Here is a 25,913-nt window from a genome sequence, read left to right as displayed (position 1 = left end):
GCCGCCCGCACAACGGATGGGGCCCCGCCGGACACCGGCGGGGCCCCATTCGTGCAGGTATGCCCAGCACGCCGTCCGGGCACTCTTCTTCCACGTGATGGTGCCCCCGGGCGCCGAAGCTGCGTAGGGTGCAGGAAGTGCGGCGGCCGCAGTGGTCCAGGTGACGGGGAGGGAGCCGGAGAGATGGACGACAAGGAAACTCTTCGGGTGGGAGTGGCGGTGCGGCGGCTGCGCCGCGAGCTGGGGCTGACGCTCGCCGCGGTCGCGCAGCGCAGCGGTCTCTCGGTGCCCTTCCTGAGTCAGATCGAGAACGAACGGGCCCGCCCCAGCGCCCGCTCCCTCGCGCGCGTGGCCGACGCCCTGGGCACCACGGTCCCCGAGCTGTACGACGCCGCCGACACCGCGCGTACGGTCGAGGTCGCCCGCGCCGACGACAGCGACGGCGGCGGGGTGCGCCAGCTGCTGCGCGGTCACCACCAGCTGCACGCCATGGAGTTCACCGGCGAGCACGACACCGCGCGCGAATTCCAGCACCGCAACGACGAGTTGATGTACGTGGCCGACGGCGCCGCCGAGGTCGAGGCGGAGGGGCGGGCCTACCGCCTTGAACGCGGCGACACGCTGTGCCTGTCCGGCGGGGTGCGCCACCGCTGGCGCGCGGCCGTGCCCGGCACCCGGATCCTGCTCGTCGCGGTCGCCGACCACATCGAGGCGATCGAGGAGACCCGCCACTGATGGCGTCCCCGGCGGCCGGTCCCCGGGTGGTCTCGCTGGTGCCCTCGCTCACCGAGGCGGTCGCGGCCACGGCCCCCGGGCTCGTCGTCGGCGCCACCGACTGGTGCACGCACCCGCCCGACCTCGCGGCGGCGAGGATCGGCGGCACCAAGAACCCCGACCCGGAGGCGATCGCGGCGCTGCGCCCCGATCTGGTGATCGCCAACGAGGAGGAGAACCGGGAGCCCGACCTGGACGCCCTGCGCGCGGCCGGTCTGGAGGTCCTGGTCACCGAGGTCCGCGACCTGGACCAGGCGTTCGCGGAGCTGGAGCGGGTCCTGGTGGACGCCTGCGGGTTGCCCCGGCCCCGCTGGCTCGACGAGGCGCGCGAGGCGTGGGAGCACGTGGCGCCCCCGGCCGAGCCGGTCGCCGCCGTGGTGCCGGTGTGGCGCCGCCCCTGGATGGTGCTCGGCCGCGACACCTTCGCGGGCGACCTGCTCGACCGGCTCGGCGTCCGCAATGTGTACGCGGAGCACGCCGAGCGCTATCCGCGCGTCCCCCTGGACGAGTTGAGGGCCGCCGGGGCGGACCTGGTGGTCCTCCCCGACGAGCCCTACCGCTTCACCGCCGACGACGGCCCGGAGGCATTCCCGCAACTCCCCGCCGCGCTGGTCGACGGCCGCCTGCTCACCTGGTACGGGCCGTCGCTCGCGGCGGCGCCGGGCGCGCTCAGCGGGGCGCTGCGAGCAGCCTGCCGCTGACCAGGCCGCGTACGGTGTGGGCGCCCGCCACCAGCCAGGCGGCGGCGAGCAGCGCGTACAGGCCGTAGGCGAGCCAGTTGAAGGCGTCCAGGCCGGTGTGGTGGGCCAGGCCCTCGGCGCCGGTGACACAGGTGCCGACGGGGAAGGTGAACGCCCACCAGGTCATCGCGAAGGGCATCCCGGAGCGGGCCGCGCGGACCACCATGGCGGTGGCCAGGGCCAGCCACATCAGGGCGAAGCCCATCACGGGGACGCCGTAGATCACGGCGAAGGCGCTGAGCCCGTCCGCGTAGGAGGCGTCGACAGCGCCAGGAGCCACGTCGGCCAGCTTGTTCACGGCGGTGGTGGACTGGCCGAGGGGGCCGAGCACGAGGAACAGGGCGGGGGTCAGGGCGAGGGGCAGCGGGCCCTGGTGGACGAGCCGGGCGAAGACCAGGGGCAGCAGCACCATGACGGCGAGCAGGCTCATGCCGAACATCGCGTACGAGGCGAGCAGCATCGCCTCACGGCCCTGGCCCGCGGGAACGTGGGGGACCAGGAGCGCGCCGAGGGTCGCGGAGACCATGGGGGCCACCACGGGCAGCAGCCAGACCGGGGAGGCGGTGCCGGGGGCGACCTGGTGGCGGACCACCATCAGGTAGGGGATGCCCACGGCGACCACGAGGCCGGTCGCGGTGCCTATCGCGTACAGCACCCAGGCCAGCGGGACCGCCGCGCCCTCGCCGATCACGTCCTTGCCGACGGTGAGGGTGCCGATACCGACGGCCAGGAACGCCATCGACATACAGCCGTAGAAGGGGGCCACGCCCGGGTCCATGAGGTGGGCGCGGGCCTGGTCGCGGTGGTGGCGCCAGTGCGCGGCGCGGGCGGCGACGAGGACGGTGAGCATGGCCAGCGACAGGGCCCACACCGCCGGCAGCCCCGGCACGCGGACCGGCAGCACGGCGCCCGCGTTGGCGACGATCGCGGTGCCCATGACCGTGGCGTACCAGTTGGGACCGAGGTGCCGCAGGGGTGCGAAGCGCGCGGCGAGGGTGTGGGCGCGGGGGTGGGTGACGGTGACCATGTATCCACCTTCGCGCCGGTACGAGGGGGTCGCCAGACCGGATCTTCCTATGAGGACATAAGCTGGGCTTATGAGTATGAGCAGTGCGGAGGACGCCGGTCCGCTGTCGAAGCGGGTGCCCGACCTGAGCGCGATGGAGCTGCTGATCGCGGTCGCCCGGCATGGCAGCCTCGGGCGCGCCGCGCGCGACCTGGGGATCACCCAGCCCGCCGCGAGCAGCCGCATCCGCTCGATGGAGCGGCACCTTGGCGTCGCCCTCGTCGACCGCTCGCCGCGCGGGTCGAAGCTGACCGCCGAGGGCGCGCTGGTGACGGACTGGGCGCGGCGGGTGGTGGAGGCGGCCGAGGCGTTCGACGTGGGCGCGCAGGCGCTGCGCGGGCGGCGCGACTCCCGGCTCCGGGTCGCCGCGAGCATGACCATCGCCGAGTATCTGCTGCCGGGCTGGCTGATCGCGCTGCGCGCCGAACGCCCGGGCACCGCCGTCTCGCTGCTCGCCGGGAACTCGGTGTTCGTGGCCGAGCGGCTGCTCTCCGACGAGGCGGACCTCGGGTTCGTGGAGGGCCTGACCGTACCGGCCGGGCTCGACGGGGCCGTGATCGGCCACGACCGCCTGGTGGTGGTCACCGCGCCCGCCCACCCCTGGGCCCGGCGCCGCGCCCCGCTCGGCGCAGCCGAACTCGCCGCGACCCCGCTGATCCTGCGCGAAGAAGGCTCGGGCACCCGGCAGGTCCTGGACGCGGCGCTCGCGGACCACGGCGGGGTGGCCCGGCCGCTCCTGGAGCTCGCCTCCACCACGGCCGTCAAGGCGGCGGTGGTGAGCGGCGCGGGCCCGTCGGTCCTGAGTGAACTCGCCCTGGGGGAGGAGCTGGCGGGCCGCCGGCTGGTCCGCATCCCCCTGGACGGGTTGCGGCTGCGCCGTGACCTGCGCGCGGTCTGGCGCACCGGCCACCGCCCCACGGGCCCGGCCCGCGACCTGCTGTCGCTGACGCGGTCGGGGCCGGGGACGGGCTGAGGGCCCTGGGGCGCTCAGGGCACCGGCACCGCCGTCCGGGCCCCCGCTGCCGCCACCAGCGCCCGCATCACCTCGGTGTCCTCGCCCATCTCCGGGTGCCACTGGACGCCGAGGACCCAGGCCTCGCCCGGCAGTTCGACCGCCTCGACGGTGCCGTCCTCGGCGCGGGCCGACACCACCAGGCCCTCCGCGAGGCGGTCCACGGCCTGGTGGTGGTAGGTCGGCACGGACGCCTCGCCCGGCGCGATGCCCGCGTAGCGCGTGCCCGGCACGGGGTGCACGGTGTGGCGGCCGACGACGCCGTGGCCGCCGGTGTGCCCGTCCAGGTGCTGGACGAGCGTGCCGCCGAGCGCCACGTTCAGGAGCTGCATCCCCCGGCAGATGCCGAGCAGCGGCGTCCCGGACGCCAACGCGGCCTCGATCAGGGCGGTCTCCCAGACGTCCCGCTCCGGCGCGGGCGGTCCGGTCCGGGCGTCGCGGGCGGCCCCGTACCGTTGCGGCTCCACGTCCGGGCCGCCCGCGATGACCACGCCGTCGAGCCGGGCCACCACCTCCGCGGCCGTCTCCGGGTCGTCCGGCGGGAGCATCGCCGTGAGGCCGCCCGCGGCCCTGACGAGGCGGGGGTAGTAGGCGGGCAGCAGGGCGGCGGGCCAGTCCCACACCCCCCAGCGCACCGAACCCTCCAGGTATGTGCTGACACCGATCAGTGGCCGTCCCACCGCGTTCTCCCTCTCGTGCTGCCGATCCCGTGCTGCCCGGACACTCACTCGCGCTCCAGCTCGGCCTCCGCCGCCGCCAGCGCCGCGAACTCCTCCTCGGGTGCCCGCGCGACCAGGTGCTTGCGGCTGTAGAGGCCGAAGTACGCGACGGCGACCGCGTACACCCCCAGCGCGATCAGCGCCGCCACCACGTCCACCAGGAACGTGGCCACCAGCGCCGCGCACGCCAGGACCAGCGCGACCGAGGAGGTCAGGGCTCCTCCCGGCGTACGGTAGGGCCGCTCCAGGTCCGGCTCACGGCGGCGCAGCACGATGTGGGAAAGCGACATCAGTGCGTACGAGACGGTGGCGCCGAAGACCGCGGCGTTCAGCATCCGCGCCCCGTCGCCGGTCGCGGCCGCCAGCGAGAAGGCGATCGCGCCGGGTACGAGCAGGCCCAGGTAGGGCGCCTTGCGGCGGCTGGTCAGGGACAGGAAGCGCGGCAGATAGCCCGCCCGGGACAGGGCGAAGAGCTGGCGCGAGCCCGCGTAGATCAGCGAGAAGAACGACGCCACCAGGCCCGCCAGGCCCGCGTAGTTGACGATCCGGCTCAGCGCCGTGGCCCTGCCGTCCGGCTGGAGCGCCTCCACCAGCGGGTTGCCCGCGTCCTGGATCGCGGCCGAGCCGCGCGCGCCCGCCGAGGCGAAGAAGGTGAGCAGGGCCAGGACCACCAGGATGCCCATGGACCAGCGGATCGCCTTGGGGAGCGTACGGGCGGGGTCGCGGGTCTCCTCGGCGGCCAGCGGCACGCCCTCCACGCCGAGGAAGAACCACATGCCGAACGGGAACGCCGCCCAGATGCCCATCACGCCCATCGGCAGCCAGGAGCTCGCGCCGACCGCGTCCTTGTGGACGGCGATGTCGTCGAGCTTGGAGGCGTCGAAGTCGAGGAACGCGCCGACCGCGAAGACCAGCAGGGCCACCACCGCCACGCCCGTCACGACGAAGCTGAACCGCAGCGCCTCGCCGACGCCCCACAGATGGATGCCGATGAAGACGACGAAGCAGGCGAGGTAGACCGGCCAGCCGGAGGTGAGGCCGAACAGGCCCAGGGACTCCACGTAGTCACCGATGAAGATGGAGATCGCGGCGGGGGCCAGGACGTACTCGATGAGGATGGCCGTGCCGGTCAGGAAGCCGCCCCAGGGGCCGAGCGCGCGCCGGGCGAAGCCGTAGCCGCCGCCCGCCGTGGGCAGGACGGAGGAGAGCTCGGCGAGCGAGAAGACCATGCAGACGTACATCAGGCCCATCAGGGCCATGGCGATGGCGAGGCCGCCGAAGCCGCCCTCGGCGAGGCCGAAGTTCCAGCCGGAGTAGTCGCCGGAGACGACGTACGCCACGCCGAGGCCGGTCAGCAGCAGCCAGCCTGCGCTGCCGCGGCGGAGCGTGCGGCGCTCCAGGTAGTCGTCCGCCGGTTCGGTGGCGGAGGGCTTGGCGGATTCCGTGGACTCGATGGTCATGACGCGGCTCCCGACGGGGATGGGCCAATGGACTGGGGCCATACCTTTGCGGGGGACCCGGCCGGAAAGCAAGCCCCTTGCGTTACGTCGAGGTAAACGGGGGGTGGGCGCGGTGCGGTACCGGGCGCCTACTAGGGGCGCGGGGAACTGCGCGAGCAACCACGCACGGTCCGCAGCCGAAAGACCGCGCGATTCCCGTTACGTGAGAAACCCCCGCAGCAGCGCCGCCGTCCCCGCGCAGTGCTCGCGCATCATCTCCCGCGCCCCGTCCGCGTCCCCGTCGAGCACCGCCTCGACCAGCGCGGTGTGCTGGCGCTGGGAGTGCTCCAGGTTCCGTACCAGGAGCGGGATGCAGTCCAGCAGGTCGTTCACGGTCGCGCGGACGGCGGCGTACTGCGCGGTCAGCGTCGGTGAGCCGGAGAGCTCGGCGAGGGTGAGGTGCAGCAGGGTGTCGAGCCGGCGGTAGTCGCCGAGCGGCGCGTCATGGGTGCGGGCCAGGGCGTCCCGCAGCCGGTCGGCCTGCTCGTCGGTGAGGCCGTGCGCCGCGCAGAGCCCGGCCGCGCCCACCTCCAGGACCTCGCGGAAGCGCAGCGCGTCCTCCACGTCGACCCCGGCCACCCGGCGCCGCAGCTCGTCCTCGCCGGGCGACTCGGTCCTGGGCAGCACGAACGTCCCGCCGTAGCGGCCGCGCCGCGCCTCCACCAGGCCCTGGTCGGTCAGCACCTTCAGGACCTCGCGCAGCGTCACCCGGCTGATGCCGAGCCGCTCGGCCAACTCCCGCTCCGACGGCAGCCGTTCGCCACCGGGCACCAGGCCCAGGCGTACGACCTGGAGGATCTGCTCCAGCGCCTCCTCGAAGCCGTTGCCGGCCCGTACGGTCCGCAGTACCGGCGCGAGCCGGTCCGAGGAATCCGGTTGCGACATCTGGCCGCACCCCCTTCCCAAGCAATGGTTCTCGGCAATACCTTATGGGTTCTCGGCTGACCGAAGGAGGCTTTTCCCGTGGCAGACCGCACACCCCCGCTCGACATCGAGGCGCTGAGCGCCCTCGTAGAGAGCGGCGAGATCGACACTGTGGTCCTGGCGTTCCCCGATATGCAAGGGCGGCTCCAGGGCAAGCGGTTCGCCGCACGATTCTTCCTCGACGAGGTCGTGGCCCACGGCACCGAGGGCTGCAACTACCTCCTCGCCGTCGACACCGAGATGAACACCGTCGACGGCTACGCCATGTCGTCCTGGGAGCGGGGGTACGGCGACTTCGCCATGCACTCCGACCTCGCGACCCTGCGCCGCGTCCCCTGGAACGAGGGCACCGCGCTGCTCATCGCGGACCTCGCCTGGAACGACGGCTCGCCCGTCGTCGCCGCCCCGCGCCAGATCCTGCGCCGCCAGCTCGACCGGCTCGCCGAGCTCGGCCTGACCGCCCAGGTCGGCACCGAGCTGGAGTTCATCGTCTTCCGGGACAGCTACGAGCAGGCCTGGGACGCCGACTACCGGGGCCTGACCCCGGCCAACCAGTACAACATCGACTACTCGGTGCTCGGCACCGGCCGGATCGAGCCGCTGCTGCGCCGCATCCGCAACGAGATGGCGGCGGCGGGCCTGACCGTCGAGTCCGCCAAGGGCGAGTGCAACCCGGGCCAGCACGAGATCGTCTTCCGCTACGACGAGGCCCTGGTCACCTGCGACCAGCACGCCGTCTACAAGACCGGCGCCAAGGAGATCGCCTCCCAGGAGGGCGTCTCGCTCACCTTCATGGCGAAGTACAACGAGCGCGAGGGCAACTCCTGTCACATCCACCTCTCGCTCACCGACGAGGAGGGCCGCAACGTCATGCAGGGCGACGGGCCCGAGGGGATGTCGCCGCTGATGCGCCACTTCCTCGCGGGCCAGCTGGCCGCACTGCGGGACTTCTCGCTGCTGTACGCGCCGAACATCAACTCCTACAAGCGCTTCCAGCCCGGCTCCTTCGCGCCCACCGCCGCCGCCTGGGGCCACGACAACCGCACCTGCGCGCTGCGGGTCGTCGGCCACGGCCGCTCGATGCGGTTCGAGAACCGGCTGCCCGGCGGCGACGTCAACCCGTACCTCGCGGTCGCCGGACTCGTCGCGGCGGGCCTCTACGGCGTCGAGCACCAGCTGGAACTGCCGGACGCCTGTACCGGCAACGCCTACACCGGCGACTACGAGCACGTCCCGACCACCCTGCGCGAGGCCGCCGAGCTGTGGGAGAACAGCCCCATCGCCAAGGCCGCCTTCGGGGACGAGGTGGTCGCGCACTACCGCAACATGGCGCGCGTCGAGCTGGACGCCTTCGACGCCGCGGTGACCGACTGGGAGCTCCGCCGCTCCTTCGAACGCCTGTGAGGCCCCCGTTGTCCGACACGTACGACACGTACGAGCACCAGGTGCTCAACCCGGCGACGGAGGAGGTCATCGCGACCGTCCCCGCCGCCACCGCCGCGGACGTGGACGCGGCGGTCGCGCGGGCCGCGCGGGCGCAGACCAGGTGGGCGGCGCTCGCCCCCGCCGACCGCGCCCGGCTGCTGCGCCGCTTCGCCGCCGCCGTCGACGAACACCTCGAAGAACTGGCCCAGTTGGAGGTGCGCGAGGCCGGGCACACCATCGGCAACGCCCGCTGGGAGGCGGGCAACGTCCGCGACCTGCTCGACTACGCGGCCGGGGGAGTCGAGCGCCTGACCGGACGCCAGATCCCGGTCGCGGGCGGCCTGGACATCACGATCCTGGAACCGCTCGGCGTCGTCGGCGTCATCGCGCCCTGGAACTTCCCGATGCCGATCGCCGCCTGGGGCACCGCCCCCGCGCTCGCGGCCGGCAACGCGGTGATCCTCAAACCCGCCGAGACCACCCCGCTCACCGCCCTGCGGCTCGCCGAACTCGCCCTGGCGGCGGGGATGCCCGAGCACCTCTTCCAGGTGCTGCCGGGCGCGGGCGCCGTCGCGGGCGACGCGCTGGTCGAGCACCCCGGCGTCGCCAAGATCGTGTTCACCGGCTCCACCCGGGTCGGCAAGCAGATCATGGCCAAGTGCGCCCAGCGGGTGAAGCGGGTCACCCTCGAACTCGGCGGCAAGAGCGCGAACATCGTCTTCGCGGACGCCGACGTCGAGGCCGCCGCGGCCGCCGCCCCCATGTCCTTCCTCGACAACAGCGGCCAGGACTGCTGCGCCCGCACCCGCATCCTCGTCCAGCGCCCGGTCTACGACCGCTTCCTGGAGCTCCTCGCCCCCGGCATCGAGTCCGTCGTGGTCGGCGACCCGGCCGACGAGAAGACCCAGATGGGCCCGCTGATCTCGCGGACCCAGCTGGAGCGGGTGCGCGCGTACGTGCCCAGTGACCTGCCGGGCATCCGGGGCACCGCGCCCGAGGGCCCCGGCTTCTGGTTCGCGCCGACGCTGGTCACCGGCGCGGCGCCCGATGCCCCCGTGGCGGTCGAGGAGGTCTTCGGGCCGGTCGCCGTCGTCCTGCCCTTCGACGACGAGGCCGACGCGGTACGGCTGGCCAACGCGACCGAGTACGGCCTGTCCGGCTCGATCTGGACCCGCGACGTGGGGCGCGCGCTGCGCGTGTCCGGCGCCGTCGCGGCGGGCAACCTCTCCGTCAACTCGCACTCCAGCGTGCGCTACTGGACCCCCTTCGGCGGCTACAAGCAGTCCGGCCTCGGCCGTGAACTCGGCCCGGACGCACTCGCCGCCTTCACCGAAACCAAGAACGTCTTCATCAGCACGGAGGCCTGAGCACATGACCGACGACATCACCTGCCGCCGCCTGGTCGGCCGCACCGCCGTCATCACCGGAGCCGGCAGCGGCATCGGCCTGGCGACCGCGCGCCGGCTCGCCTCCGAGGGCGCCCACGTGGTCTGCGGCGACATCGACGAGGCGGCCGCCAAGAAGGCCGCGGACGAGGTCGGCGGACTCGCCGTGCGCGTCGACGTCACCGACGCCGAGCAGGTCGACGCGCTCTTCAAGGCCGCGTACGACACCTACGGCAGCGTCGACATCGCCTTCAACAACGCCGGCATCTCGCCCCCCGACGACGACTCCATCCTGGAGACCGGTCTGGAGGCCTGGAAGCGGGTCCAGGAGGTCAATCTGACCTCCGTGTACCTGTGCTGCAAGGCGGCCATCCCATACATGCGCGAGCAGCGCCGGGGCTCGATCATCAACACCGCGTCCTTCGTGGCCCGGATGGGGGCTGCGACCTCGCAGATCTCCTACACCGCGTCCAAGGGCGGCGTCCTCGCCATGTCCCGCGAGCTGGGCGTGCAGTTCGCCCGCGAGGGCATCCGCGTCAACGCCCTCTGCCCGGGGCCGGTCAACACCCCGCTCCTGCAGGAGCTGTTCGCCAAGGACCCGGAGCGGGCGGCACGGCGCCTGGTGCACATCCCGCTCGGCCGGTTCGCCGAGGCCGACGAGATCGCCGCCGCCGTGGCGTTCCTGGCCAGCGACGACTCCTCGTTCGTCAACGCGACCGACTTCCTGGTGGACGGCGGAATCTCCGGCGCGTACGTGACGCCGCTCTAGGCGTTCACCCGTACTCCACCCTCCCGACAGCCGGGCGTCGCACGACGCCCGGCTGTTCTGTCTACCGTCCCCGGTGGTCTTCCGTTTGTGACAGGAGTGTTCATGCACAGTGCACGTCGTTGGCAGGCCGCGGCCGCCGCCCTGGCGATCGCGGGCAGCGCCTTCGCCGCCGCCCCCACCGCCCAGGCGCGGACCGGCGCGTGCCCCGAACTCACCGTGACGCAGGGCTGGTACGGGCAGAACAAGGCCCGCCTCCAGGAGCTCGTCGACACCTACGGCAGGTGCGGCGGCGCGGCCCGTACCAAGGGCCACAAGCCCGTCGCGGTCTTCGACTGGGACAACACGGTCGTCAAGAACGACGTCGGCGACGCCACGATGTACTGGATGCTGCGCCACTCCAAGATCCGCCGCCCGCTGCACGGCGACTGGCACACCACCAGCCGCTACCTCACCGACCGGGCGGCCGCCGCGCTCGCCACCGCCTGCCCGGCCGCCGACGGCGCCACCCTGCCCACCGCCACCGACACCCGCTGCGCCGACGAGATACGCACGGTCTACGGGGACGGGAAGACCACGGGCGGTGCCACCGCCTTCGCGGGCTGGGACCGGCGCACCATCGAGCCGCAGTACGCCTGGCTCGCCCAGCTGATGAGCGGCTGGCGCACCGCCGACGTCCGTTCCTTCGCCCGGGCCGCCCGCGCCGAGAACCTGGCCGCGCCGATCGGCACCGAGCAGCGCGTCGGCACGGCCGAGGTGACGGGCTGGGTGCGCTACTACGACCAGCAGCGCGATCTGATCCGTGCCCTCCAGAAGGCCGGGTTCGACGTCTGGATCACCTCGGCGTCGCCCGAGCCGGTCGTCGACGTGTGGGCGGGCGGCGCCGGCGTCGCGCCGGACCACACCATCGGCATCCGGCCGGTCACCGCGCACGGGCGCCTGACCCCGCATCTCAAGGGCTGCGGCACGGTCGCGGACGGCGAGGACGCCATGATCACGTATATCGACGGCAAGCGGTGCTGGATCAACCAGGAGGTGTTCGGGGTGCGCGGGGCGGCCGCCGAGCGGGTGCAGCCCGCCGCGCGGCGCCAGGTGTTCGCGGCCGGCGACTCCGACACCGACGTCTCCTTCCTGCGCGACGCGACCGGCCTGCGGCTGGTCCTGAACCGCAACAAGAACGAGCTGATGTGCCGGGCGTACGACAACGGCGACGGCCGCTGGATCGTCAACCCCATGTTCATCCAGCCCAAGGGCGAGAAGAGCGGCGCCTACCCGTGCGCCACCACCGCGTACACCGAACACGACGGCACCGCAGCCCCGGTCCGCCGGGCCGACGGCACGGTCGTACCCGACCAGCAGGACACGGTGTACGGCGGCTGAACCGCCGGACAGACCCTAGGGTGGCCCGATGAGCATGACGACACCGCCCGGCTGGTACCCGGATCCGGGTACCCCCGTGCTGGAGCGCTGGTGGGACGGCGCCGCCTGGACCGGGCACACCAGGGCCGCCGGTCAGCCCGCGGCGCCGCCCGCGCCGCCGACCGTTCCCCTGGGACCCGTCGCGCCGCGGCCCCGGCAGCGCGGCCGCGGCCCGGTGGTCGCCGTGGCCGTGGCCGCCGCGGTGCTCGTCACGGCGCTGGTGGCCGGGGTGATCGTCCTGAACGAGGACGACGGGGGACCGGCGGCCGACGCGGCGCCGGGCGGCGGCGCGACCCGGACGACCGCCTCGCAGGCGCAGAGCACGGCCCCGTCGCCCGCGGCCCCTTCGCCGGTGTCTTCCGCGAGCGACGACCCGAACCTCCTGGTCGACCAGCTCAACGGCATCACCCTGCCGGTCCTGCCGGGCTGGGAGAAGGCCGAGTCCAGGATCGACGGCCTGCCCACCATGCAGACCAAGGACACCTTCGACTGCCCGGGCGACTCGGGCGCGTTCTGCCACCACGCCACGGTCAACACCCGCACGCCGACCGGCACCGACCTCAAGACCGCCGAGGCCCTCGCCAAGCACGACATCGCGGACGCGGCCGACGCCGCGTTCGCGAAGGACGGCATCGGGCGTCAGCGCTACGGCGGGATCGTCTCGCACCGCGAGGTGAGGTCCGCGTCCGTGGTGGTCGCCGGGCGCACTGGATACCTGGTGCGCTGGAGCGTGCGGACGGGGGCGGGGCCCGGCGGTTACGTACAGTCGCTGGCCTTCCCGTCGAGCGTCGGCAGCGAGTCGATGATCATCGTCCGCTTCGCCTTCGACGCGGTGAAGGGCGCCCCGCCGCTCACCGTGCTGGACCGGATCACGGCGGGGATCCGGGTCCTCGGCGGCCAGGAGAGCGGCGGCGTGGGCAGCAGCGTGGCGCCCCCGGTGCCGGCGCCGTGAACAACCGCGAGGGCCGCGTCCTCAGAGGAACGTGCGCCCCTCGCCCCGGTACGTGGGGACGGTCGCGGTGACGCGGTCGCCCTCCACCAGCCGCAACTCGTCGAACCGCTCGCACAGTTCACCGGCCTTGGCGTGCCGGAACCACACCTTGTCCCCGATCAGCAGATCGTCGGCGGCCGTGCCGAGCAGCGGCGTCTGCACCTCGCCCGGGCCCTCCTGCGGGTCGTAGCGCAGCCCCTCGGGGAGGTACGGAACGGGCAGCCGGTCGACGCCCGCCGCCCCGGAGGCGGGATAGCCGCCGCCGAGCACGGTGACGACGCCCACGCCCGGGCGGCGCACCACGGGCTGGGCGAAGAGCGCGGCGGGACGCCCGGTGAACGACGTGTAGTTGTCGAAGAGCCGTGGCACGTACAGCCCCGACCCGGCGGCGATCTCGGTGACGGCGTCCTCGGCCGCGGTGTGCTGCACGCTCCCCGTTCCGCCGCCGTTGACGAACTCCAGGTCGGGCGCCACGGCCCGGACCGCCCGCACCACCTCGGCCCGGCGGGCCGCGAGCTCCTTGCGCGCGGCGGCCTGCATCAGCCGGATCGCCCGCGACCGCACCGGCCGCCCCGCGATGTCGTCCCCGACCCCGGCGACGTGCCCCTCGTACGCCATCAGCCCGACCAGGCGGAAGCCCGGGCGACGGGCGACGTTACGGGCGAGCTCGGCGAGTTGCGCCGGTTCGCGCAGCGGGGAGCGGCGGGCCCCGACGCGCACGCGCCCGCCGAACAGCTGGAGCGAGGTGTCCAGTTCCAGACAGATCCGTACGGGCAGGTCGTCGCGGTCCCGGGCCCGGTCGATGAGGTCGAGCTGGGCCGGGTCGTCGACCATGACGGTGACGGCGGCCGCGAGCTTGGGGTCGGCGGCGAGCTCCGTGAAGCGGTCCCGGTCGGCGGACGGATAGGCGAGGAGGACGTCCTCGAACCCGGCCCTGGCCAGCCAGATCGACTCCGCCAGTGTGAACGACATGATCCCGGCGAACCCGTCCCGGGCCAGCACCCGTTCGAGCAGCGCCCGGCAGCGCACGGACTTGCTGGCGACCCGGATCGGCTTGCCCTGGGCGCGCCGGACCAGGTCGTCGGCGTTGGCGTCGAACGCCTCCAGATCCACGAGCGCGAGCGGGGCGTCGAGATGGGCGGTGGCCCGGTCGTACCGGGCCCGGTCTGCGGCGCGGGGAGTCATGCGCAGAGCCTGCCAGAACGGCTTACCCGGGGGTAGGGGGACGAGTCGGTGCAGATCCCCCGAGCCCGGACCGCCGCCCTGCTCCCTCGCCCCAGCCCGTAAAGTAGCGCCAACGCGGCGACGAACGGCCCTGCCGGCCAAGCCGATCCGCAGCGCACGCACGAGGGGTACGAGGGGGGCCATTGACCACGGACGCACAACGCCCCCCGTCCGCGGCGCGCCGCCCCGCAGAGGGGGAGCGGGACCGCGAGTCCCCGGCCGGAACCACGCCCGCCCCGCCATTCGCCACCCCGGGCAAGTCCTCCGTCCCCGGGATCCCCGTCCCCTCAAGAGCCGCGGGGAACTGCGCGCCCAGCCCCCACCGGCCCGCAGCCGAAGCACCCGGCCGGGCACCGTCCGGTGACGCGGTGCCCGGGCGTCCGTCCCCGGAGGGGGACGGCCCCGCCGTTCCCGCTCGCGCCGAGGTGCCGCCGCCGCGTTCGGCCATCGACCTGCTGGACACCGCCCTGCCGCCCCGACCGCGCATACCCGCGAAGCCCCCGACGGCTCCGGCGGCCGACCCCGTGCGCACGGCCGCGCCGACGCGCACCTCCCCGCAGCCCGCGCGCCCGCCCCTCCCGCCGCACCCCGTCCCGACCCGGCCCCCGGCCCCACCGACGCCACCCCCGTCCACCGGGCCCGCGCCCGCCGCGCCGCCGCACCCCACCGCAGCCCCTCCCGCCGCGCCGCAGGCAGCCGTGCCCGCACCCCGGTCCGCCGCGCCGCCGTTCCCCGGGACCGTTCCGCACCCCGTGCTGCCGCACCCCGTGCTGCCGGTTCCCCCGGTACCGGTTCCCGTCGTGCCGCCCATACCCGTCGCCGCGCCGGCGGCCCGTCGTCGTGGCCGGGTCGTCGCGGCGGCCGTCTGTCTCGTGCTGGGGGTCGGGCTGCTCGGGGGCGCCGCCGCCGGGAGCTGGCTGAGCGGGGGGTCCGGGGGAGCGGACGCGCGCGGCGGGTACACCGCCGCCCGGGAGATGTGGCACAGCACCCCCGTGGACACCCTCTTCCCGCCGACCATCACCGGGGGCGGCGCCGGGCCGGGCGGCGCCGACCGCGTCTGGAACCGCGTCGGGGTCGCGCCCGACGCCGGGTGCGCCGGGGCCCTCGACCCGCTGCTGCTCAAGGTGCTCCAACCCGTCGGCTGCGCACGGCTGTTGCGGGCCACGTACACCGACGCCACCTCCACCGCCGTCACCACCGTCGGGCTCGTCTTCACCGAGGCCGACGCCGACGCGATGGCCGCGCTGCGCACCCGCTTCAGCGACGAGTCCCTCGGCGACCGCGACGACCTGATGCCGCGCCCGTACGCCGTCAAGGGCACCCCCGCCGCCCGGTTCGGCGACAGGCAGCGGGCGAGCTGGACCGTACGCGTCCTCACCGACGCCCCCGTCGTCGTCTACTCCGTCACCGGCTTCGCCGACGCCCGTACCGTCACCGCCCCCCAGCCCGCCGACCGCGCCCTCGACGAGGGCGCGACGGACGCACCCGTCGAGGCGGGGCTCACCTACGACGCCAAGGGCATCGCGGACCGGGTGGAACGGGCCCTGCGCAAGACCGCCGCCACCGGAACGAAGAAGCCGTCATGACCACCCCACGGGCCACTCCCCGCCGGGCCGGGCGGTACCGCGCGGCCGCCCTGGCCACCGCCGCCGCCCTCACGCTCCTGCTGCCCGCCGCCCCCGCGCACGCGGACTCCATCCGGGACCGCCAGTGGGAGCTCGCCGCCATGCACACCCAGCAGGCCTGGCGGACGACCAAGGGCAAGGGAATCACCGTCGCCGTGCTCGACACCGGTGTCGACGCCACCCACCCCGACCTCGCCGGACAGGTCCTCACCGGCAAGGACCTCGTCGGCTTCGGGGCCGGCCGAGGCAGCCGCGACTGGGCCCGGCACGGCACCGCCATGGCGGGGATCATCGCGGGCCACGGACACGGTCCCGGCGGCCAGGACGGCGTCCTCGGCATCGCCCCCGAAGCCAGGATCCTGCCGGTCCGGGTGATCCTCGAATCCACCGACCCGGCGCGCAAGAAGGCGCGCGAGTCACGCGGCGGCGCGCTCGCCGAGGGCATCCGCTGGGCCGCCGACCACGGCGCCGACGTCATCAACCTCTCCCTCGGCGACGACAGCGCCTCCGCGCACCCCGAGCCGTCCGAGGACGCCGCCATCCAGTACGCCCTCGCCCGGGGCTCCGTCGTCGTCGCCTCCGCGGGCAACGGCGGCGAACAGGGCGACCACGTCTCGTACCCCGCCGCCTACCCGGGCGTCATCGCCGTCGCCGCCGTCGACCGCTACGGCACGCACGCCGCCTTCTCCACCCGCCGCTGGTACGCCACCGTCTCCGCGCCCGGCGTGGGCGTGGTGATAGCGGACCCGGACCGCAAGTACTACGAGGGCTGGGGCACCAGCGCGGCCTCCGCCTTCGTCTCCGGCGCCGTCGCCCTGGTCCGCTCGGCCCACCCTGGCCTGTCCCCGGCCCAGATCAAGACCCTGCTCGCGGACACCGCCCGCAACGCGCCCCGGGGCGGCCGCGACGACGCCCGGGGCTACGGCAGCGTCGACCCGGCCGCCGCCATCGCCGCGGGCGCCCGACTCAAGCCCGACGTACGGACGAACACGGCGACCGGCCGCGCCCGCACGTACTTCGGCGCGGGCCCCGACAAGGAGAAGGAGCGCGACCACCGCGGCGACTGGCTCGCCGCCCTCGCGGCCGCCGCCGGCGCCCTCCTCCTGACCGCGTCCCTGACCCTGTGGCGCGGCAGCCGCCCCGCCGAACACGCCGGAACCTGAGACCGTAGGCTCGTGCCGTGGCGCTCAAGAACATCCCGGACCCCGGTTTCTCCGACGACGACGGCACCGCCGACCCCGAACTCACGGCGGCGCTCGCCGCCTGGGCCGAGGACAGGGGGAGCGGCGCGGCCCAGTCGCGCGTCCTGGCCGCGCTCAAGGGCGCCCGGCTGCTCGTCCCCGTCGTCGCCGTGCTCGGCGAGGTGGAGACGGACGAGAACGGGCTGCGGCGCGAGAAGACCAGCGACATGGCGGTGCCCACGCTCACCGCGGGCGACCGCAAGGCGCTGCCCGCCTTCACCTCCCTCGCCTCGCTCGCGCTGTGGGACCCGGAGGCCCGGCCCGTCGCCGTACCGCTGCACCAGGCGCTCCAGGCCGCCGCGCACGAGCGCGCCGACACGGTCGTCCTCGATCTGGCGGGACCCGTCGCGTACGAGCTGAAGGGCGGGGCGCTGCTCGCCCTGGCCGAGGGGCGCACCAGCGCGGACCCGCTCGACGACCCGGCGGTCATCGAGGCCGTGCGCACGGCGGTCGCCGCCGAGCCGGCCGTCCTGCGCGCCCACCTCGGCCCCGGCAGCGCCGACGGCACGCTCGCCCTGGTCCTGGCCGACGGCGCGGTGCCGGCCGACGCCGCGCGCCGGGTCGTCGAGCTGCTCGCCGCCGACGAGGTGCTGCGCGCCCGTCTCGTCCGCGGCCTCGACCTGGCCCTGCTCCCGGCCGCGGCCCCGCAGCCCAACGAGCCCCTGTTCACGCGCTGAGCGCGGGCGGTAGGGACGCATGAAGAAGCGCCCCCGGTTCTTCCGGGGGCGCTTCGTTTCGTACGGGAAGGATCGGCGACTAGCCGTACACCGGGCCCGTGTACTTCTCGCCCGGGCCCTGGCCCGGCTCGTCCGGGACGACCGAGGCCTCGCGGAAGGCGAGCTGGAGCGACTTCAGGCCGTCGCGCAGCGGGGCGGCGTGGAACGAGCTGATCTCGGTGGTGCTGGCGTCGAGCAGACCGGCCAGCGCGTGCACGAGCTTGCGGGCCTCGTCCAGGTCCTTGTGCTCGTCACCCTCCTCCGTCAGTCCGAGCTTCACCGCGGCGGCGCTCATCAGGTTCACGGCGACCGTGACGATCACCTCGACGGCCGGGACCTCCGCGATGTCGCGGGTCATGGTGTCGAAGTCGGTGGTCTCGGGGGACTGGGGGGAGGTCTCACTCATGCCCCACACGATAGGCGGTGGGGCGGTGTGCGCACGATTGGCCCCCATGCCGGTGTCCTGCTAACCTTGTGTAACGACCGGCCAGGCACTCCCATGTGTCCGGCCCACAAGTGGAGGCTCCGATCTCCCACCTGACTGCCCTCCGGGGCGGCGGGTCATCCGGTCAGACGGCCGCCATCGTTCCGTACGGACGATGGAGCCGTCCGATGTGCGCCCCGCGGTTGACCGCGGCGGTGCTCCGGTTGTTCATGGAGCCCCGCCTGTGTCCCGTCGGGGCATTTTTCATATGCCGCGCCGGTTGGTCCGAGTGAGAAGACATACGCGGCTGTCTGCCGGACAGTCGTGTGGTGCTACCGAGGAGGATCCATCAGCGCCGAGCCCCGCATCAACGACCGGATTCGCGTTCCCGAAGTGCGACTTGTCGGTCCCAGCGGCGAGCAGGTCGGGATTGTTCCGCTTGCCAAGGCCCTGGAGCTCGCACAGGAGTACGACCTGGACCTGGTCGAGGTGGCGGCGACCGCCCGTCCGCCCGTGTGCAAGCTCATGGACTACGGGAAGTTCAAGTACGAGTCGGCCATGAAGGCCCGTGAGGCGCGCAAGAACCAGGCGCACACGGTCATCAAGGAGATGAAGCTCCGGCCGAAGATCGACCCGCACGACTATGACACCAAGAAGGGTCACGTCGTCCGGTTCCTCAAGCAGGGCGACAAGGTCAAGATCACGATCATGTTCCGTGGTCGCGAGCAGTCCAGGCCGGAACTCGGCTACCGACTGCTGCAGCGTCTCGCTTCGGACGTCGAGGACCTCGGGTTCATCGAGTCGAACCCGAAGCAGGACGGCCGAAACATGATCATGGTCCTCGGTCCGCACAAGAAGAAGACCGAGGCGATGGCCGAAGCCCGCGAGGCGCAGGCCGCCCGCAAGGCGGAGCGCCAGGGTCTGCCTGCCGAGGCCGAGGCCGAGGTCGAGGAGTCCGGCGCGGAGCCCGTCGCCGAGGCACCGGCCGAGGCGTCTGCCGAGGAACCCGCCGAGGCCTGATCCCGGGCAGCCCGCCCAGGACTACCGATACATATGACGCTCCCGTGCGCCGGTCCCCGGACCGGCTGGGAGCGCCACTGACGAGGAGATAACGGCGCTATGCCGAAGAACAAGTCGCACAGCGGTGCCAGCAAGCGATTCAAGATCACTGGCTCCGGCAAGGTGCTCCGTGAGCGTGCCGGCAAGCGCCACCTGCTTGAGCACAAGTCGTCCAAGAAGACCCGCTCGCTGACGGGCACGGTCGTCGTGGCTCCGGCCGACGCCAAGAAGATCAAGAAGCTTCTCGGCAAGTGACGTTCCTCCGCCTCCGGTCAACGGGGGCGGGACGTCGAGACCGGGACCTATTCGATTTCGGGTCGTGTGAGTCCAACCACGGCCCCGCTACAAGGAGTTAACAAGTGGCACGCGTCAAGCGGGCAGTAAACGCCCACAAGAAGCGCCGGGCGATCCTCGAAGCCGCCAGCGGCTACCGCGGTCAGCGTTCGCGCCTGTACCGCAAGGCCAAGGAGCAGGTCACCCACTCCCTGGTCTACAACTACAACGACCGCAAGAAGCGCAAGGGCGACTTCCGTCAGCTGTGGATCCAGCGCATCAACGCCGCTGCCCGCCAGAACGGCATGACGTACAACCGCCTCATCCAGGGTCTGAAGGCCGCCAACATCGAGGTGGACCGCAAGATCCTGGCCGAGCTCGCGGTCAACGACGCCAACGCGTTCGCCGCGCTCGTCGAGGTCGCGCAGAAGGCGCTTCCGAGCGACGTCAACGCGCCCAAGGCTGCCGCGTAAGCGCCTGACGGCTTGTTGAGCCGGACCGGACCCGCAGGCCGATGGCCTGCGGGTCCGGGTGCGTTTGTGAGTCTGCGGACCGTGCTGGGTTGCTCGCGCGGTTCCCCGCGCCCCTTGAATGCCGCTGCGCGGCATCCCCTGGGCGCCCCGAAGGGGCGCATTCAGGGGCGCGGGGAACTGCGCGACCAGCCCAAGCGGACCCGCACCCGACCGACGGCCAGGCTCTTAAGGGCACGGCCCCCTGCACCCCGTACCCCTCGTAGAGAGAACCCCGCGACCAACATGCCCGAGCTGATCTCCCCCCGTTCCCCCCGCGTCGCCGCCGCGAAGCGGCTCGCGCGGCGCAACTTCCGGGGGAAGGAGCGGCTGTTCATCGCCGAGGGGCCGCAGGCCGTGCGGGAGGCCGTGGAGCACCGGGTCGGCGGGGAGGCGACGCTCGTCGAGCTGTTCACCACCGTCGAGGCGGCGGAGCGGTACGCGGACATCGTGGACGCCGCCCGCGACGCCGGGGCCCGGGTGCACTACGCGGACGACGAGGTGCTCGCCGAGGTCTCGCAGACCGTCACCCCGCAGGGGCTCGTCGGCGTCTGCCGCTTCCTGGACTCGCCGTTCGAGGAGATCCTCAAGGCGCGGCCCAAGCTCGTCGCCGTCCTCGCGCACGTCCGCGACCCCGGCAACGCCGGCACCGTACTGCGCTGCGCGGACGCCGCCGGCGCCGACGCGGTCGTCCTCACCGACGCCTCCGTGGACCTGTACAACCCCAAGTCGGTGCGCGCCTCGGTCGGTTCGCTCTTCCATCTGCCGGTCGCCGTCGGGGTGCCGGTGGAGCAGGCCGTACAGGGGCTGCGGGACGCGGGCGTACGGATCCTGGCCGCCGACGGGGCGGGCGAGGACGACCTCGACGACGAGCTCGACGCGGGCACCATGGGCGGCCCCACCGCCTGGATCTTCGGCAACGAGGCCTGGGGCCTGCCGGAGGAGACCCGTGCCCTCGCGGACGCCGTGGTGCGCGTCCCGATCCACGGCAGGGCCGAGAGCCTCAACCTGGCGACCGCCGCCGCGGTGTGCCTGTACGCCTCGGCTCGGGCCCAGCGCACCCGCACTCCTCGCTGAGGGGGTCCGCACCGTCACCTCCAGCTAGTAGTGTGGCGGGCTCGGGGGCCCACTGTGCGCTTCGGAGAGGTGGGATACGGGGATGGCTGTCGGCGTGAGGACCATCGGTGAGAACGCCCTGGTGTGCCCTTCCGTTGGCCAAGGCGCCCTGGGGATAGACCCCGAGGACCTGCCCGACGGTCTCGTCGTCGCCGACGAGAAGGGCCGGGTCATCTGCTTCAACGCGGCCGCCGCCCGGATCACCGCGGTCGCCAAGCGCGACGCGCTGGGCGTGGAGCTGGAGCGCGCCCTGCCGCTTGAGGACCTCAAGGGCCGCCGCTGGTGGCAGCTGACCGATCCGTACGGCGGTCTCGCCATCCGCGTCGGCCAGCCCGAGCGCAATCTGCTGCTGCCCGGCGGACGCGAGGTGCTGGTCTCCGCGCGGTACGTGCGCGAGCACCCCATGGGCCCGGTGCGCCGGGTCGTGGTGAGCCTGCGCTCGACCGAGGCCCGGCGGCGCACCGAGCGCAGCCACGCCGAGCTGATCGCCACCGTCGCCCACGAGCTGCGCTCGCCGCTGACCTCGGTCAAGGGGTTCACCGCGACACTGCTCGCCAAGTGGGAGCGGTTCACGGACGACCAGAAGCGGCTGATGCTGGAGACCGTCGACGCCGACGCCAACCGCGTAACCCGGCTGATCGCCGAGCTCCTGGACATCTCCCGGATCGACTCGGGCCGCCTTGAGGTGCGCCGCCAGCCCGTGGACATAGCGGCCGCCGTCGGCCGGCACATCCAGGCCCATGTCGCCGCCGGTCAGGCCCCCGACCGCTTCCTCGTCCGCATCCAGCGGCCGCTGCCCGATCTGTGGGCGGATCCGGACAAGATCGACCAGGTCCTGGGCAACCTGCTGGAAAACGCGGTGCGCCACGGCGAGGGAACCGTCACCATCGAGGTGGCACCCGCGCCCGTCCGCATCGACGAGCACGACGAGAAGGGAACGGCCGTCACCGTGAGCGACGAAGGCCCCGGCATCCCCGAGGAGTCGATGGGCCGTGTCTTCACCCGCTTCTGGCGGGGCAGCAAACGCGGCGGCACCGGCCTCGGCCTCTACATCGTCAAGGGCATCGTGGAGGCGCACGGCGGGACGATCGCGGTGGGCCGCGGCTCCGGCGGCGGCGCCGAGTTCCGATTTATCCTGCCCGTCAGCGCCCCGGCCTACCTCCAGTAGCGACCGCCGGGCCGCCCACGGGCGCATCCGCATTCACCCACCCCGTTAGACTCGACCTTTGGCGCGTTCGTGTCCGTGCTGTCGCGCGGCCCAGTCGCGGTCGCGGTGGCGGGACCCCCAGCCAAGCCAATCGGAAGTACGGGAAGAGATGTCGGCACCCAATAAGTCGTACGACCCTGTTGAGGTCGAGGCGCTGAAACCGGAAGAGATCGAGCGCATGCGGGACGAGGCGCTCGCCGCCTTCGCCGCGGCCGGTGACCTCGACGCGCTCGCACACGCGAAGACCGCGCACGCCGGTGGCACCTCGCCCCTGTCGCTCGCCAACCGTGAGATCGGCGCCCTGCCGCCGCAGGCCAAGGCCGCGGCCGGCAAGCTCGTGGGCATGGCCCGCGGCGCCGTGAACAAGGCGCTGGCCGCCCGCCAGGCCGAGCTGGAGGCCGAGCGCGACGCGCGCGTCCTGGTCGAGGAGGCGGTGGACGTCTCGCTGCCGTACGACCGCGTACCGGCCGGCGCCCGCCACCCGCTGACCACGCTCTCCGAGCGCATCGAGGACATCTTCGTGGCCATGGGCTACGAGGTCGCCGAGGGCCCGCAGGTCGAGGCCGAGTGGTTCAACTTCGACGCGCTCAACATCGGCCCGGACCACCCGGCCCGAGGCGAGGCGGACACCTTCTTCGTCCAGGCCGCCGACGGCTCCGCGAACTCCGGCACGGTGCTGCGCACGCACACCTCCCCGGTGCAGATCCGCTCGCTGCTCGACCGCGAGCCGCCGGTGTACGTGATCTGCCCCGGCCGGGTCTACCGCACGGACGAGCTGGACGCCACGCACACCCCGGTCTTCAACCAGGTCGAGCTGCTCGCCGTGGACGAGGGCCTGACCATGGCGGACCTCAAGGGCACCCTGGACCACATGGTCCAGTCGCTCTTCGGCCAGGACATGAAGACCCGGCTGCGGCCGAACTTCTTCCCGTTCACCGAGCCGTCCGCCGAGATGGACATGGTCTGCTACGTGTGCCGCGGCGAGTCCGTCGGCAACCCCGACCGCCCCTGCCGCACCTGCTCCAGCGAGGGCTGGATCGAGCTCGGCGGCTGCGGCATGGTCAACCCGAAGGTGCTCACCGCCTGCGGCGTCGACCCCGAGAAGTACAGCGGATTCGCCTTCGGCTTCGGCATCGAACGCCTGCTGATGTTCCGCCACAACGTCGAAGACATGCGAGACATGGTCGAGGGTGACGTCCGGTTCACCCGGCCGTTCGGGATGGAGATCTGATGCGGGTCCCGCTTTCTTGGCTGCGGGAGTACGTCGACCTGCCGGCGACGGAGACCGGCCGTGACGTCCAGGCCAAGCTCGTTTCCGCCGGCCTGGAGGTCGAGACCGTCGAGCAGCTCGGCGGCGGCCTCAAGGGCCCCCTGGTCGTCGGCAAGGTACTGACCATCGAGGAGCTGGAGGGCTTCAAGAAGCCCATCCGCTTCTGCACGGTCGACGTCGGCACGGCCAACGGCACCGGTGAGCCGCAGGAGATCGTCTGCGGCGCGCGCAACTTCCAGGTCGGCGACAAGGTCGTCGTGGTGCTCCCCGGCGCCGTGCTGCCCGGCGACTTCGCCATCGCCGCCCGCCAGACGTACGGGAAGACCTCGCACGGCATGATCTGCTCCGGCGACGAGCTGGGCATGGGCGACGACGGTACGGGCGGCATCATCGTCCTGCCGCCCGAGCACGAGGCCGGCACCGACGCCATCGAGCTCCTTGAGCTCGTCGACGAGGTCCTGGACATCGCCGTCACCGCCAACCGCGGCGACTGCCTGTCGATGCGCGGCGTGGCCCGCGAGACCGCCATCGCGTACGGCCTGCCGCTGCGCGACCCGGCGCTGCTCGACGTGCCCGCGCCCAACTCGTACGGCTACCCGGTGAAGAGCGCCGACCCGATCGGCTGCGACCGCTTCACCGCGCGCACCGTGGGCGGCCTCGACCCCGAGGCCCGCTCGCCGATCTGGCTCCAGCGCCGCCTCCAGAAGGCCGGCATGCGGCCGATCTCGCTCGCCGTCGACGTCACCAACTACGTGATGATCGAGCTCGGCCAGCCGCTGCACGCCTACGACCGCACGCGGGTCGACGGCACCATCGGCGTTCGCCGCGCCGAGCCCGGCGAGGTGCTCACCACCCTCGACGGCGCCAAGCGCAAGCTGGACGCCGCCGACCTGGTCATCACCGACAACCGGGGCCCGATCGGCCTGGCCGGTGTGATGGGCGGCGCCAACACGGAGATCGCCGACTCGGTCACCGACCCGGAGACCGGACAGGTCAGGGGCACCACCGAGGTGGTCATCGAGGCCGCGCACTTCGACCCGGTCGCCATCGCCCGCACCGCGCGCCGCCACAAGCTGTCCTCCGAGGCGTCCAAGCGCTTCGAGCGCGGCGTCGACCCGCAGGCCGCCTCCGCGGCCGCCCAGCGGACCGTCGACCTGCTCGTGCTGCTCGCGGGCGGCACCGCCGAGGCCGGCGTCACCGAGGTCATCGCGCCCTCCGCGCCGCGCACCATCTCGGTCGCCGCCGACCACCCGGACCGCGTGGCGGGCGTCGACTACGGCCGCGAGACCGTGGTGCGCCGCCTCCAGGAGATCGGCTGCGACGTCTACGGGCAGGACGAGCTCGTCGTCACCGTGCCCTCGTGGCGCCCCGACCTCACCGAGCCGAACGACCTCGCCGAAGAGGTCATCCGGCTGGAGGGGTACGAGAACCTGCCCTCCACCCTGCCGAAGCCGCCCGCCGGCCGCGGTCTGACCGAGCGCCAGCGGTTGCACCGCCGGGCGGGCCGCGCGCTCGCCGGGGCCGGCTACGTCGAGGCGCTGAACTACCCGTTCGTCTCCGAGCAGGTCTTCGACCAGCTGGGCCTGGAGGCCGCTGACCCGGCCCGCCGCGTCGTGAAGCTGGTCAACCCGCTCAACGACGAGGAGCCGGCGCTGCGCACCACGCTGCTGCCGGGGCTGCTCACCTCGCTGCGCCGCAACGACGGCCGTGGCAGCCACGACCTGGCCCTCTTCGAGACCGGTCTGGTCTTCCAGCCCGCCGAGCGGCAGGGCGTCGCCGTCCAGCTGCCCGTCGACCGCCGTCCCACCGACGAGGAGATCGCCGCGCTCGACGCCGTGCTGCCTTCGCAGCCCCGGCACGCGGCCGTGGTCCTCGCCGGTGCGCGCGAGCAGGCCGGCTGGTGGGGCAAGGGCCGCCCGGCGGACTGGGCCGACGCGGTCGAGGCCGCCCGGACCCTGGCCCACGAGGCCGGCGCCGAACTCATCGTCCAGCAGGGCCAGTACGGGCCGTGGCACCCGGGCCGGTGCGCCGAGCTCGCCGTCGTCATCGACAGCGAGATCGTCGTCATCGGGCACGCGGGCGAGCTGCACCCGCGCGTGGTCAAGGCGCTGAGCCTGCCCGAGCGCACCTGCGCCATGGAGCTCGACCTGGACCTGCTCGCGAAGGCCGGAGAGGGCGCCCTGCAGGCGCCGCGGATCTCCACCTTCCCGGTGGCCACCCAGGACGTGGCGCTGGTCGTCGACACGGAGGTCCCGTCCGCCGTCGTCGAGTACTTCCTGCGCGGCGGCGCCGGTGAACTCCTGGAGTCCATCCGGCTGTTCGACGTCTACACCGGCGAGCAGATCGGTGAGGGCAAGAAGTCGCTGGCGTACGCGCTGCGCTTCCGCGCCGCCGACCGCACGCTGACCGTCGAGGAGGCCTCGGCCGCCCGCGACGCGGCGGTGGCCCTGGCCGCCGAGCGCACGGGCGCGGTGCTCCGCGGGGCATAACCCGCCGGCAGGCAGGACCTCTGAAGGGCGCATCCGGATC

24 protein-coding genes are annotated in these 25,913 nt (G+C 73.4%); 18 read left to right on the top strand and 6 right to left on the bottom strand.

Features of this window, described 5'->3' with window-relative positions:
* Positions 1-183: 183 nt before the first annotated feature.
* Together OG965_RS10510 and OG965_RS10505 are read left to right on the top strand one after the other, a co-directional pair.
* Positions 184-735 (top strand): helix-turn-helix domain-containing protein, encoded by a 552-nt coding sequence (locus tag OG965_RS10510; RefSeq protein WP_190089632.1) that lies wholly within the window; start codon positions 184-186, stop codon positions 733-735.
* Positions 735-1,475, top strand: coding sequence for a helical backbone metal receptor (locus OG965_RS10505; RefSeq protein WP_371651446.1), 741 nt, complete (start codon positions 735-737; stop codon positions 1,473-1,475). Before OG965_RS10510 ends, OG965_RS10505 begins: the two co-directional genes overlap by 1 nt.
* Here OG965_RS10505 and OG965_RS10500 read toward each other — a convergent pair.
* Complete coding sequence (locus tag OG965_RS10500; protein WP_371651444.1) at positions 1,444-2,541, bottom strand: TDT family transporter; 1,098 nt, start codon at positions 2,539-2,541, stop codon at positions 1,444-1,446. The two genes, OG965_RS10505 and OG965_RS10500, sit on opposite strands and share 32 nt — an antisense overlap.
* 70 nt (positions 2,542-2,611) lie before the next feature.
* Between OG965_RS10500 and OG965_RS10495 the strand changes: the two genes are divergently transcribed.
* Positions 2,612-3,553: a LysR family transcriptional regulator gene (locus OG965_RS10495; protein WP_371651442.1), complete on the top strand. Its 942-nt coding sequence runs from the start codon at positions 2,612-2,614 to the stop codon at positions 3,551-3,553.
* Between the two features lie 14 nt (positions 3,554-3,567).
* On the opposite strand, the gene OG965_RS10490 is transcribed toward OG965_RS10495, so the two are convergent.
* From OG965_RS10490 to OG965_RS10480, 3 genes are all read right to left on the bottom strand, one after another.
* Positions 3,568-4,272, bottom strand: coding sequence for a gamma-glutamyl-gamma-aminobutyrate hydrolase family protein (locus tag OG965_RS10490; protein WP_371651440.1), 705 nt, complete (start codon positions 4,270-4,272; stop codon positions 3,568-3,570).
* Positions 4,273-4,316: 44 nt separating this feature from the next.
* Positions 4,317-5,771 (bottom strand): ethanolamine permease, encoded by a 1,455-nt coding sequence (eat, locus tag OG965_RS10485; protein ID WP_371651438.1) that lies wholly within the window; start codon positions 5,769-5,771, stop codon positions 4,317-4,319.
* Positions 5,772-5,969: 198 nt separating this feature from the next.
* Positions 5,970-6,695 carry a FadR/GntR family transcriptional regulator gene (locus OG965_RS10480; protein ID WP_371651436.1) on the bottom strand — a complete coding sequence of 242 codons (726 nt, stop codon included), beginning with the start codon at positions 6,693-6,695 and terminating at the stop codon, positions 5,970-5,972.
* A gap of 78 nt (positions 6,696-6,773) precedes the next feature.
* On the opposite strand from OG965_RS10480, the gene OG965_RS10475 reads away from it, so the two are divergent.
* The 5 genes from OG965_RS10475 (at position 6,774) to OG965_RS10455 (ending at position 12,681) form a co-directional block, all read left to right on the top strand.
* Positions 6,774-8,138, top strand: a complete 1,365-nt coding sequence (locus OG965_RS10475; RefSeq protein WP_371651434.1) for a glutamine synthetase family protein — start codon at positions 6,774-6,776, stop codon at positions 8,136-8,138.
* Positions 8,139-8,146: 8 nt separating this feature from the next.
* Entirely contained in the window at positions 8,147-9,526 is a 1,380-nt protein-coding gene (locus OG965_RS10470; protein ID WP_371651432.1) for an aldehyde dehydrogenase, read from the top strand.
* 4 nt (positions 9,527-9,530) lie between these two features.
* Entirely contained in the window at positions 9,531-10,313 is a 783-nt protein-coding gene (locus OG965_RS10465; RefSeq protein ID WP_371651430.1) for a 3-oxoacyl-ACP reductase, read from the top strand.
* Between the two features lie 102 nt (positions 10,314-10,415).
* Positions 10,416-11,690, top strand: coding sequence for a haloacid dehalogenase-like hydrolase (locus OG965_RS10460; protein WP_371651428.1), 1,275 nt, complete (start codon positions 10,416-10,418; stop codon positions 11,688-11,690).
* A gap of 28 nt (positions 11,691-11,718) precedes the next feature.
* Complete coding sequence (locus OG965_RS10455; RefSeq protein ID WP_371651426.1) at positions 11,719-12,681, top strand: DUF2510 domain-containing protein; 963 nt, start codon at positions 11,719-11,721, stop codon at positions 12,679-12,681.
* 21 nt (positions 12,682-12,702) lie between these two features.
* Here the strand turns inward: OG965_RS10455 and OG965_RS10450 are convergent, their stop codons facing one another.
* Entirely contained in the window at positions 12,703-13,905 is a 1,203-nt protein-coding gene (locus tag OG965_RS10450) for an amino acid deaminase/aldolase (protein ID WP_371651424.1), read from the bottom strand.
* A 407-nt stretch (positions 13,906-14,312) separates the two neighbouring features.
* Here OG965_RS10450 and OG965_RS10445 point away from each other — a divergent pair, with 407 nt between their 5' ends.
* From OG965_RS10445 to OG965_RS10435, 3 genes are read left to right on the top strand one after another with little or no spacing between them, the layout of a single operon-like run.
* Positions 14,313-15,530, top strand: a complete 1,218-nt coding sequence (locus OG965_RS10445) for a hypothetical protein (RefSeq protein WP_371651422.1) — start codon at positions 14,313-14,315, stop codon at positions 15,528-15,530.
* Positions 15,527-16,732 carry a type VII secretion-associated serine protease mycosin gene (gene mycP / locus OG965_RS10440; RefSeq protein ID WP_371651420.1) on the top strand — a complete coding sequence of 402 codons (1,206 nt, stop codon included), beginning with the start codon at positions 15,527-15,529 and terminating at the stop codon, positions 16,730-16,732. Before OG965_RS10445 ends, mycP begins: the two co-directional genes overlap by 4 nt.
* Before the next feature lie 17 nt (positions 16,733-16,749).
* Entirely contained in the window at positions 16,750-17,487 is a 738-nt protein-coding gene (locus tag OG965_RS10435; RefSeq protein ID WP_371651418.1) for an SseB family protein, read from the top strand.
* 79 nt (positions 17,488-17,566) lie between these two features.
* Here OG965_RS10435 and OG965_RS10430 read toward each other — a convergent pair whose 3' ends face one another.
* Entirely contained in the window at positions 17,567-17,932 is a 366-nt protein-coding gene (locus OG965_RS10430; protein ID WP_371651416.1) for a DUF1844 domain-containing protein, read from the bottom strand.
* A gap of 342 nt (positions 17,933-18,274) precedes the next feature.
* On the opposite strand from OG965_RS10430, the gene infC reads away from it, so the two are divergent.
* The 7 genes from infC to pheT all read left to right on the top strand — a co-directional run bounded on the left by infC (position 18,275) and on the right by pheT (position 25,873).
* The gene (gene infC, locus OG965_RS10425) at positions 18,275-18,970 is read left to right on the top strand and encodes a translation initiation factor IF-3 (RefSeq protein WP_371651414.1); all 696 of its coding nucleotides are present in this window, start codon (positions 18,275-18,277) and stop codon (positions 18,968-18,970) included.
* A 99-nt stretch (positions 18,971-19,069) separates the two neighbouring features.
* A complete protein-coding gene (gene rpmI, locus OG965_RS10420) occupies positions 19,070-19,264 on the top strand; it encodes a 50S ribosomal protein L35 (protein WP_329466136.1) in 195 nt (64 codons plus the stop codon).
* A gap of 104 nt (positions 19,265-19,368) precedes the next feature.
* Positions 19,369-19,755: a 50S ribosomal protein L20 gene (rplT, locus tag OG965_RS10415; protein WP_114037952.1), complete on the top strand. Its 387-nt coding sequence runs from the start codon at positions 19,369-19,371 to the stop codon at positions 19,753-19,755.
* Positions 19,756-20,037: 282 nt separating this feature from the next.
* On the top strand, positions 20,038-20,868 hold the full coding sequence (locus tag OG965_RS10410) for a TrmH family RNA methyltransferase (protein WP_371651411.1): 831 nt from the start codon (positions 20,038-20,040) through the stop codon (positions 20,866-20,868).
* An 82-nt stretch (positions 20,869-20,950) separates the two neighbouring features.
* Positions 20,951-22,075, top strand: coding sequence for a sensor histidine kinase (locus OG965_RS10405; protein WP_371651409.1), 1,125 nt, complete (start codon positions 20,951-20,953; stop codon positions 22,073-22,075).
* Positions 22,076-22,223: 148 nt separating this feature from the next.
* On the top strand, positions 22,224-23,345 hold the full coding sequence (gene pheS, locus OG965_RS10400; RefSeq protein ID WP_371651407.1) for a phenylalanine--tRNA ligase subunit alpha: 1,122 nt from the start codon (positions 22,224-22,226) through the stop codon (positions 23,343-23,345).
* A complete protein-coding gene (gene pheT / locus OG965_RS10395; protein ID WP_371651406.1) occupies positions 23,345-25,873 on the top strand; it encodes a phenylalanine--tRNA ligase subunit beta in 2,529 nt (842 codons plus the stop codon). The genes pheS and pheT overlap by 1 nt, the downstream gene beginning before the upstream one ends.
* Positions 25,874-25,913: the final 40 nt, after the last annotated feature.

Source organism: Streptomyces sp. NBC_00224 (assembly GCF_041435195.1).
Taxonomy (GTDB): domain Bacteria; phylum Actinomycetota; class Actinomycetes; order Streptomycetales; family Streptomycetaceae; genus Streptomyces.
The sequence above is the reverse complement of the archived record's forward strand: the minus strand, read 5'-3'. Positions and strand labels throughout refer to the sequence as shown.

Bases quoted from the DNA above. Each gene is read 5' to 3' on its own strand.
- OG965_RS10510 (WP_190089632.1), top strand. From the start codon at position 184: ATGGACGACAAGGAAACTCTTCGGGTGGGAGTGGCGGTGCGGCGGCTG.
- OG965_RS10505 (WP_371651446.1), top strand. From the start codon at position 735: ATGGCGTCCCCGGCGGCCGGTCCCCGGGTGGTCTCGCTGGTGCCCTCG.
- OG965_RS10500 (WP_371651444.1), bottom strand. From the start codon at position 2,541: ATGGTCACCGTCACCCACCCCCGCGCCCACACCCTCGCCGCGCGCTTC.
- OG965_RS10495 (WP_371651442.1), top strand. From the start codon at position 2,612: ATGAGTATGAGCAGTGCGGAGGACGCCGGTCCGCTGTCGAAGCGGGTG.
- eat (WP_371651438.1), bottom strand. From the start codon at position 5,771: ATGACCATCGAGTCCACGGAATCCGCCAAGCCCTCCGCCACCGAACCG.
- OG965_RS10480 (WP_371651436.1), bottom strand. From the start codon at position 6,695: ATGTCGCAACCGGATTCCTCGGACCGGCTCGCGCCGGTACTGCGGACC.
- OG965_RS10465 (WP_371651430.1), top strand. From the start codon at position 9,531: ATGACCGACGACATCACCTGCCGCCGCCTGGTCGGCCGCACCGCCGTC.
- OG965_RS10460 (WP_371651428.1), top strand. From the start codon at position 10,416: ATGCACAGTGCACGTCGTTGGCAGGCCGCGGCCGCCGCCCTGGCGATC.
- OG965_RS10455 (WP_371651426.1), top strand. From the start codon at position 11,719: ATGAGCATGACGACACCGCCCGGCTGGTACCCGGATCCGGGTACCCCC.
- OG965_RS10450 (WP_371651424.1), bottom strand. From the start codon at position 13,905: ATGACTCCCCGCGCCGCAGACCGGGCCCGGTACGACCGGGCCACCGCC.
- mycP (WP_371651420.1), top strand. From the start codon at position 15,527: ATGACCACCCCACGGGCCACTCCCCGCCGGGCCGGGCGGTACCGCGCG.
- OG965_RS10430 (WP_371651416.1), bottom strand. From the start codon at position 17,932: ATGAGTGAGACCTCCCCCCAGTCCCCCGAGACCACCGACTTCGACACC.
- rpmI (WP_329466136.1), top strand. From the start codon at position 19,070: ATGCCGAAGAACAAGTCGCACAGCGGTGCCAGCAAGCGATTCAAGATC.
- OG965_RS10410 (WP_371651411.1), top strand. From the start codon at position 20,038: ATGCCCGAGCTGATCTCCCCCCGTTCCCCCCGCGTCGCCGCCGCGAAG.
- OG965_RS10405 (WP_371651409.1), top strand. From the start codon at position 20,951: ATGGCTGTCGGCGTGAGGACCATCGGTGAGAACGCCCTGGTGTGCCCT.
- pheS (WP_371651407.1), top strand. From the start codon at position 22,224: ATGTCGGCACCCAATAAGTCGTACGACCCTGTTGAGGTCGAGGCGCTG.
- pheT (WP_371651406.1), top strand. From the start codon at position 23,345: ATGCGGGTCCCGCTTTCTTGGCTGCGGGAGTACGTCGACCTGCCGGCG.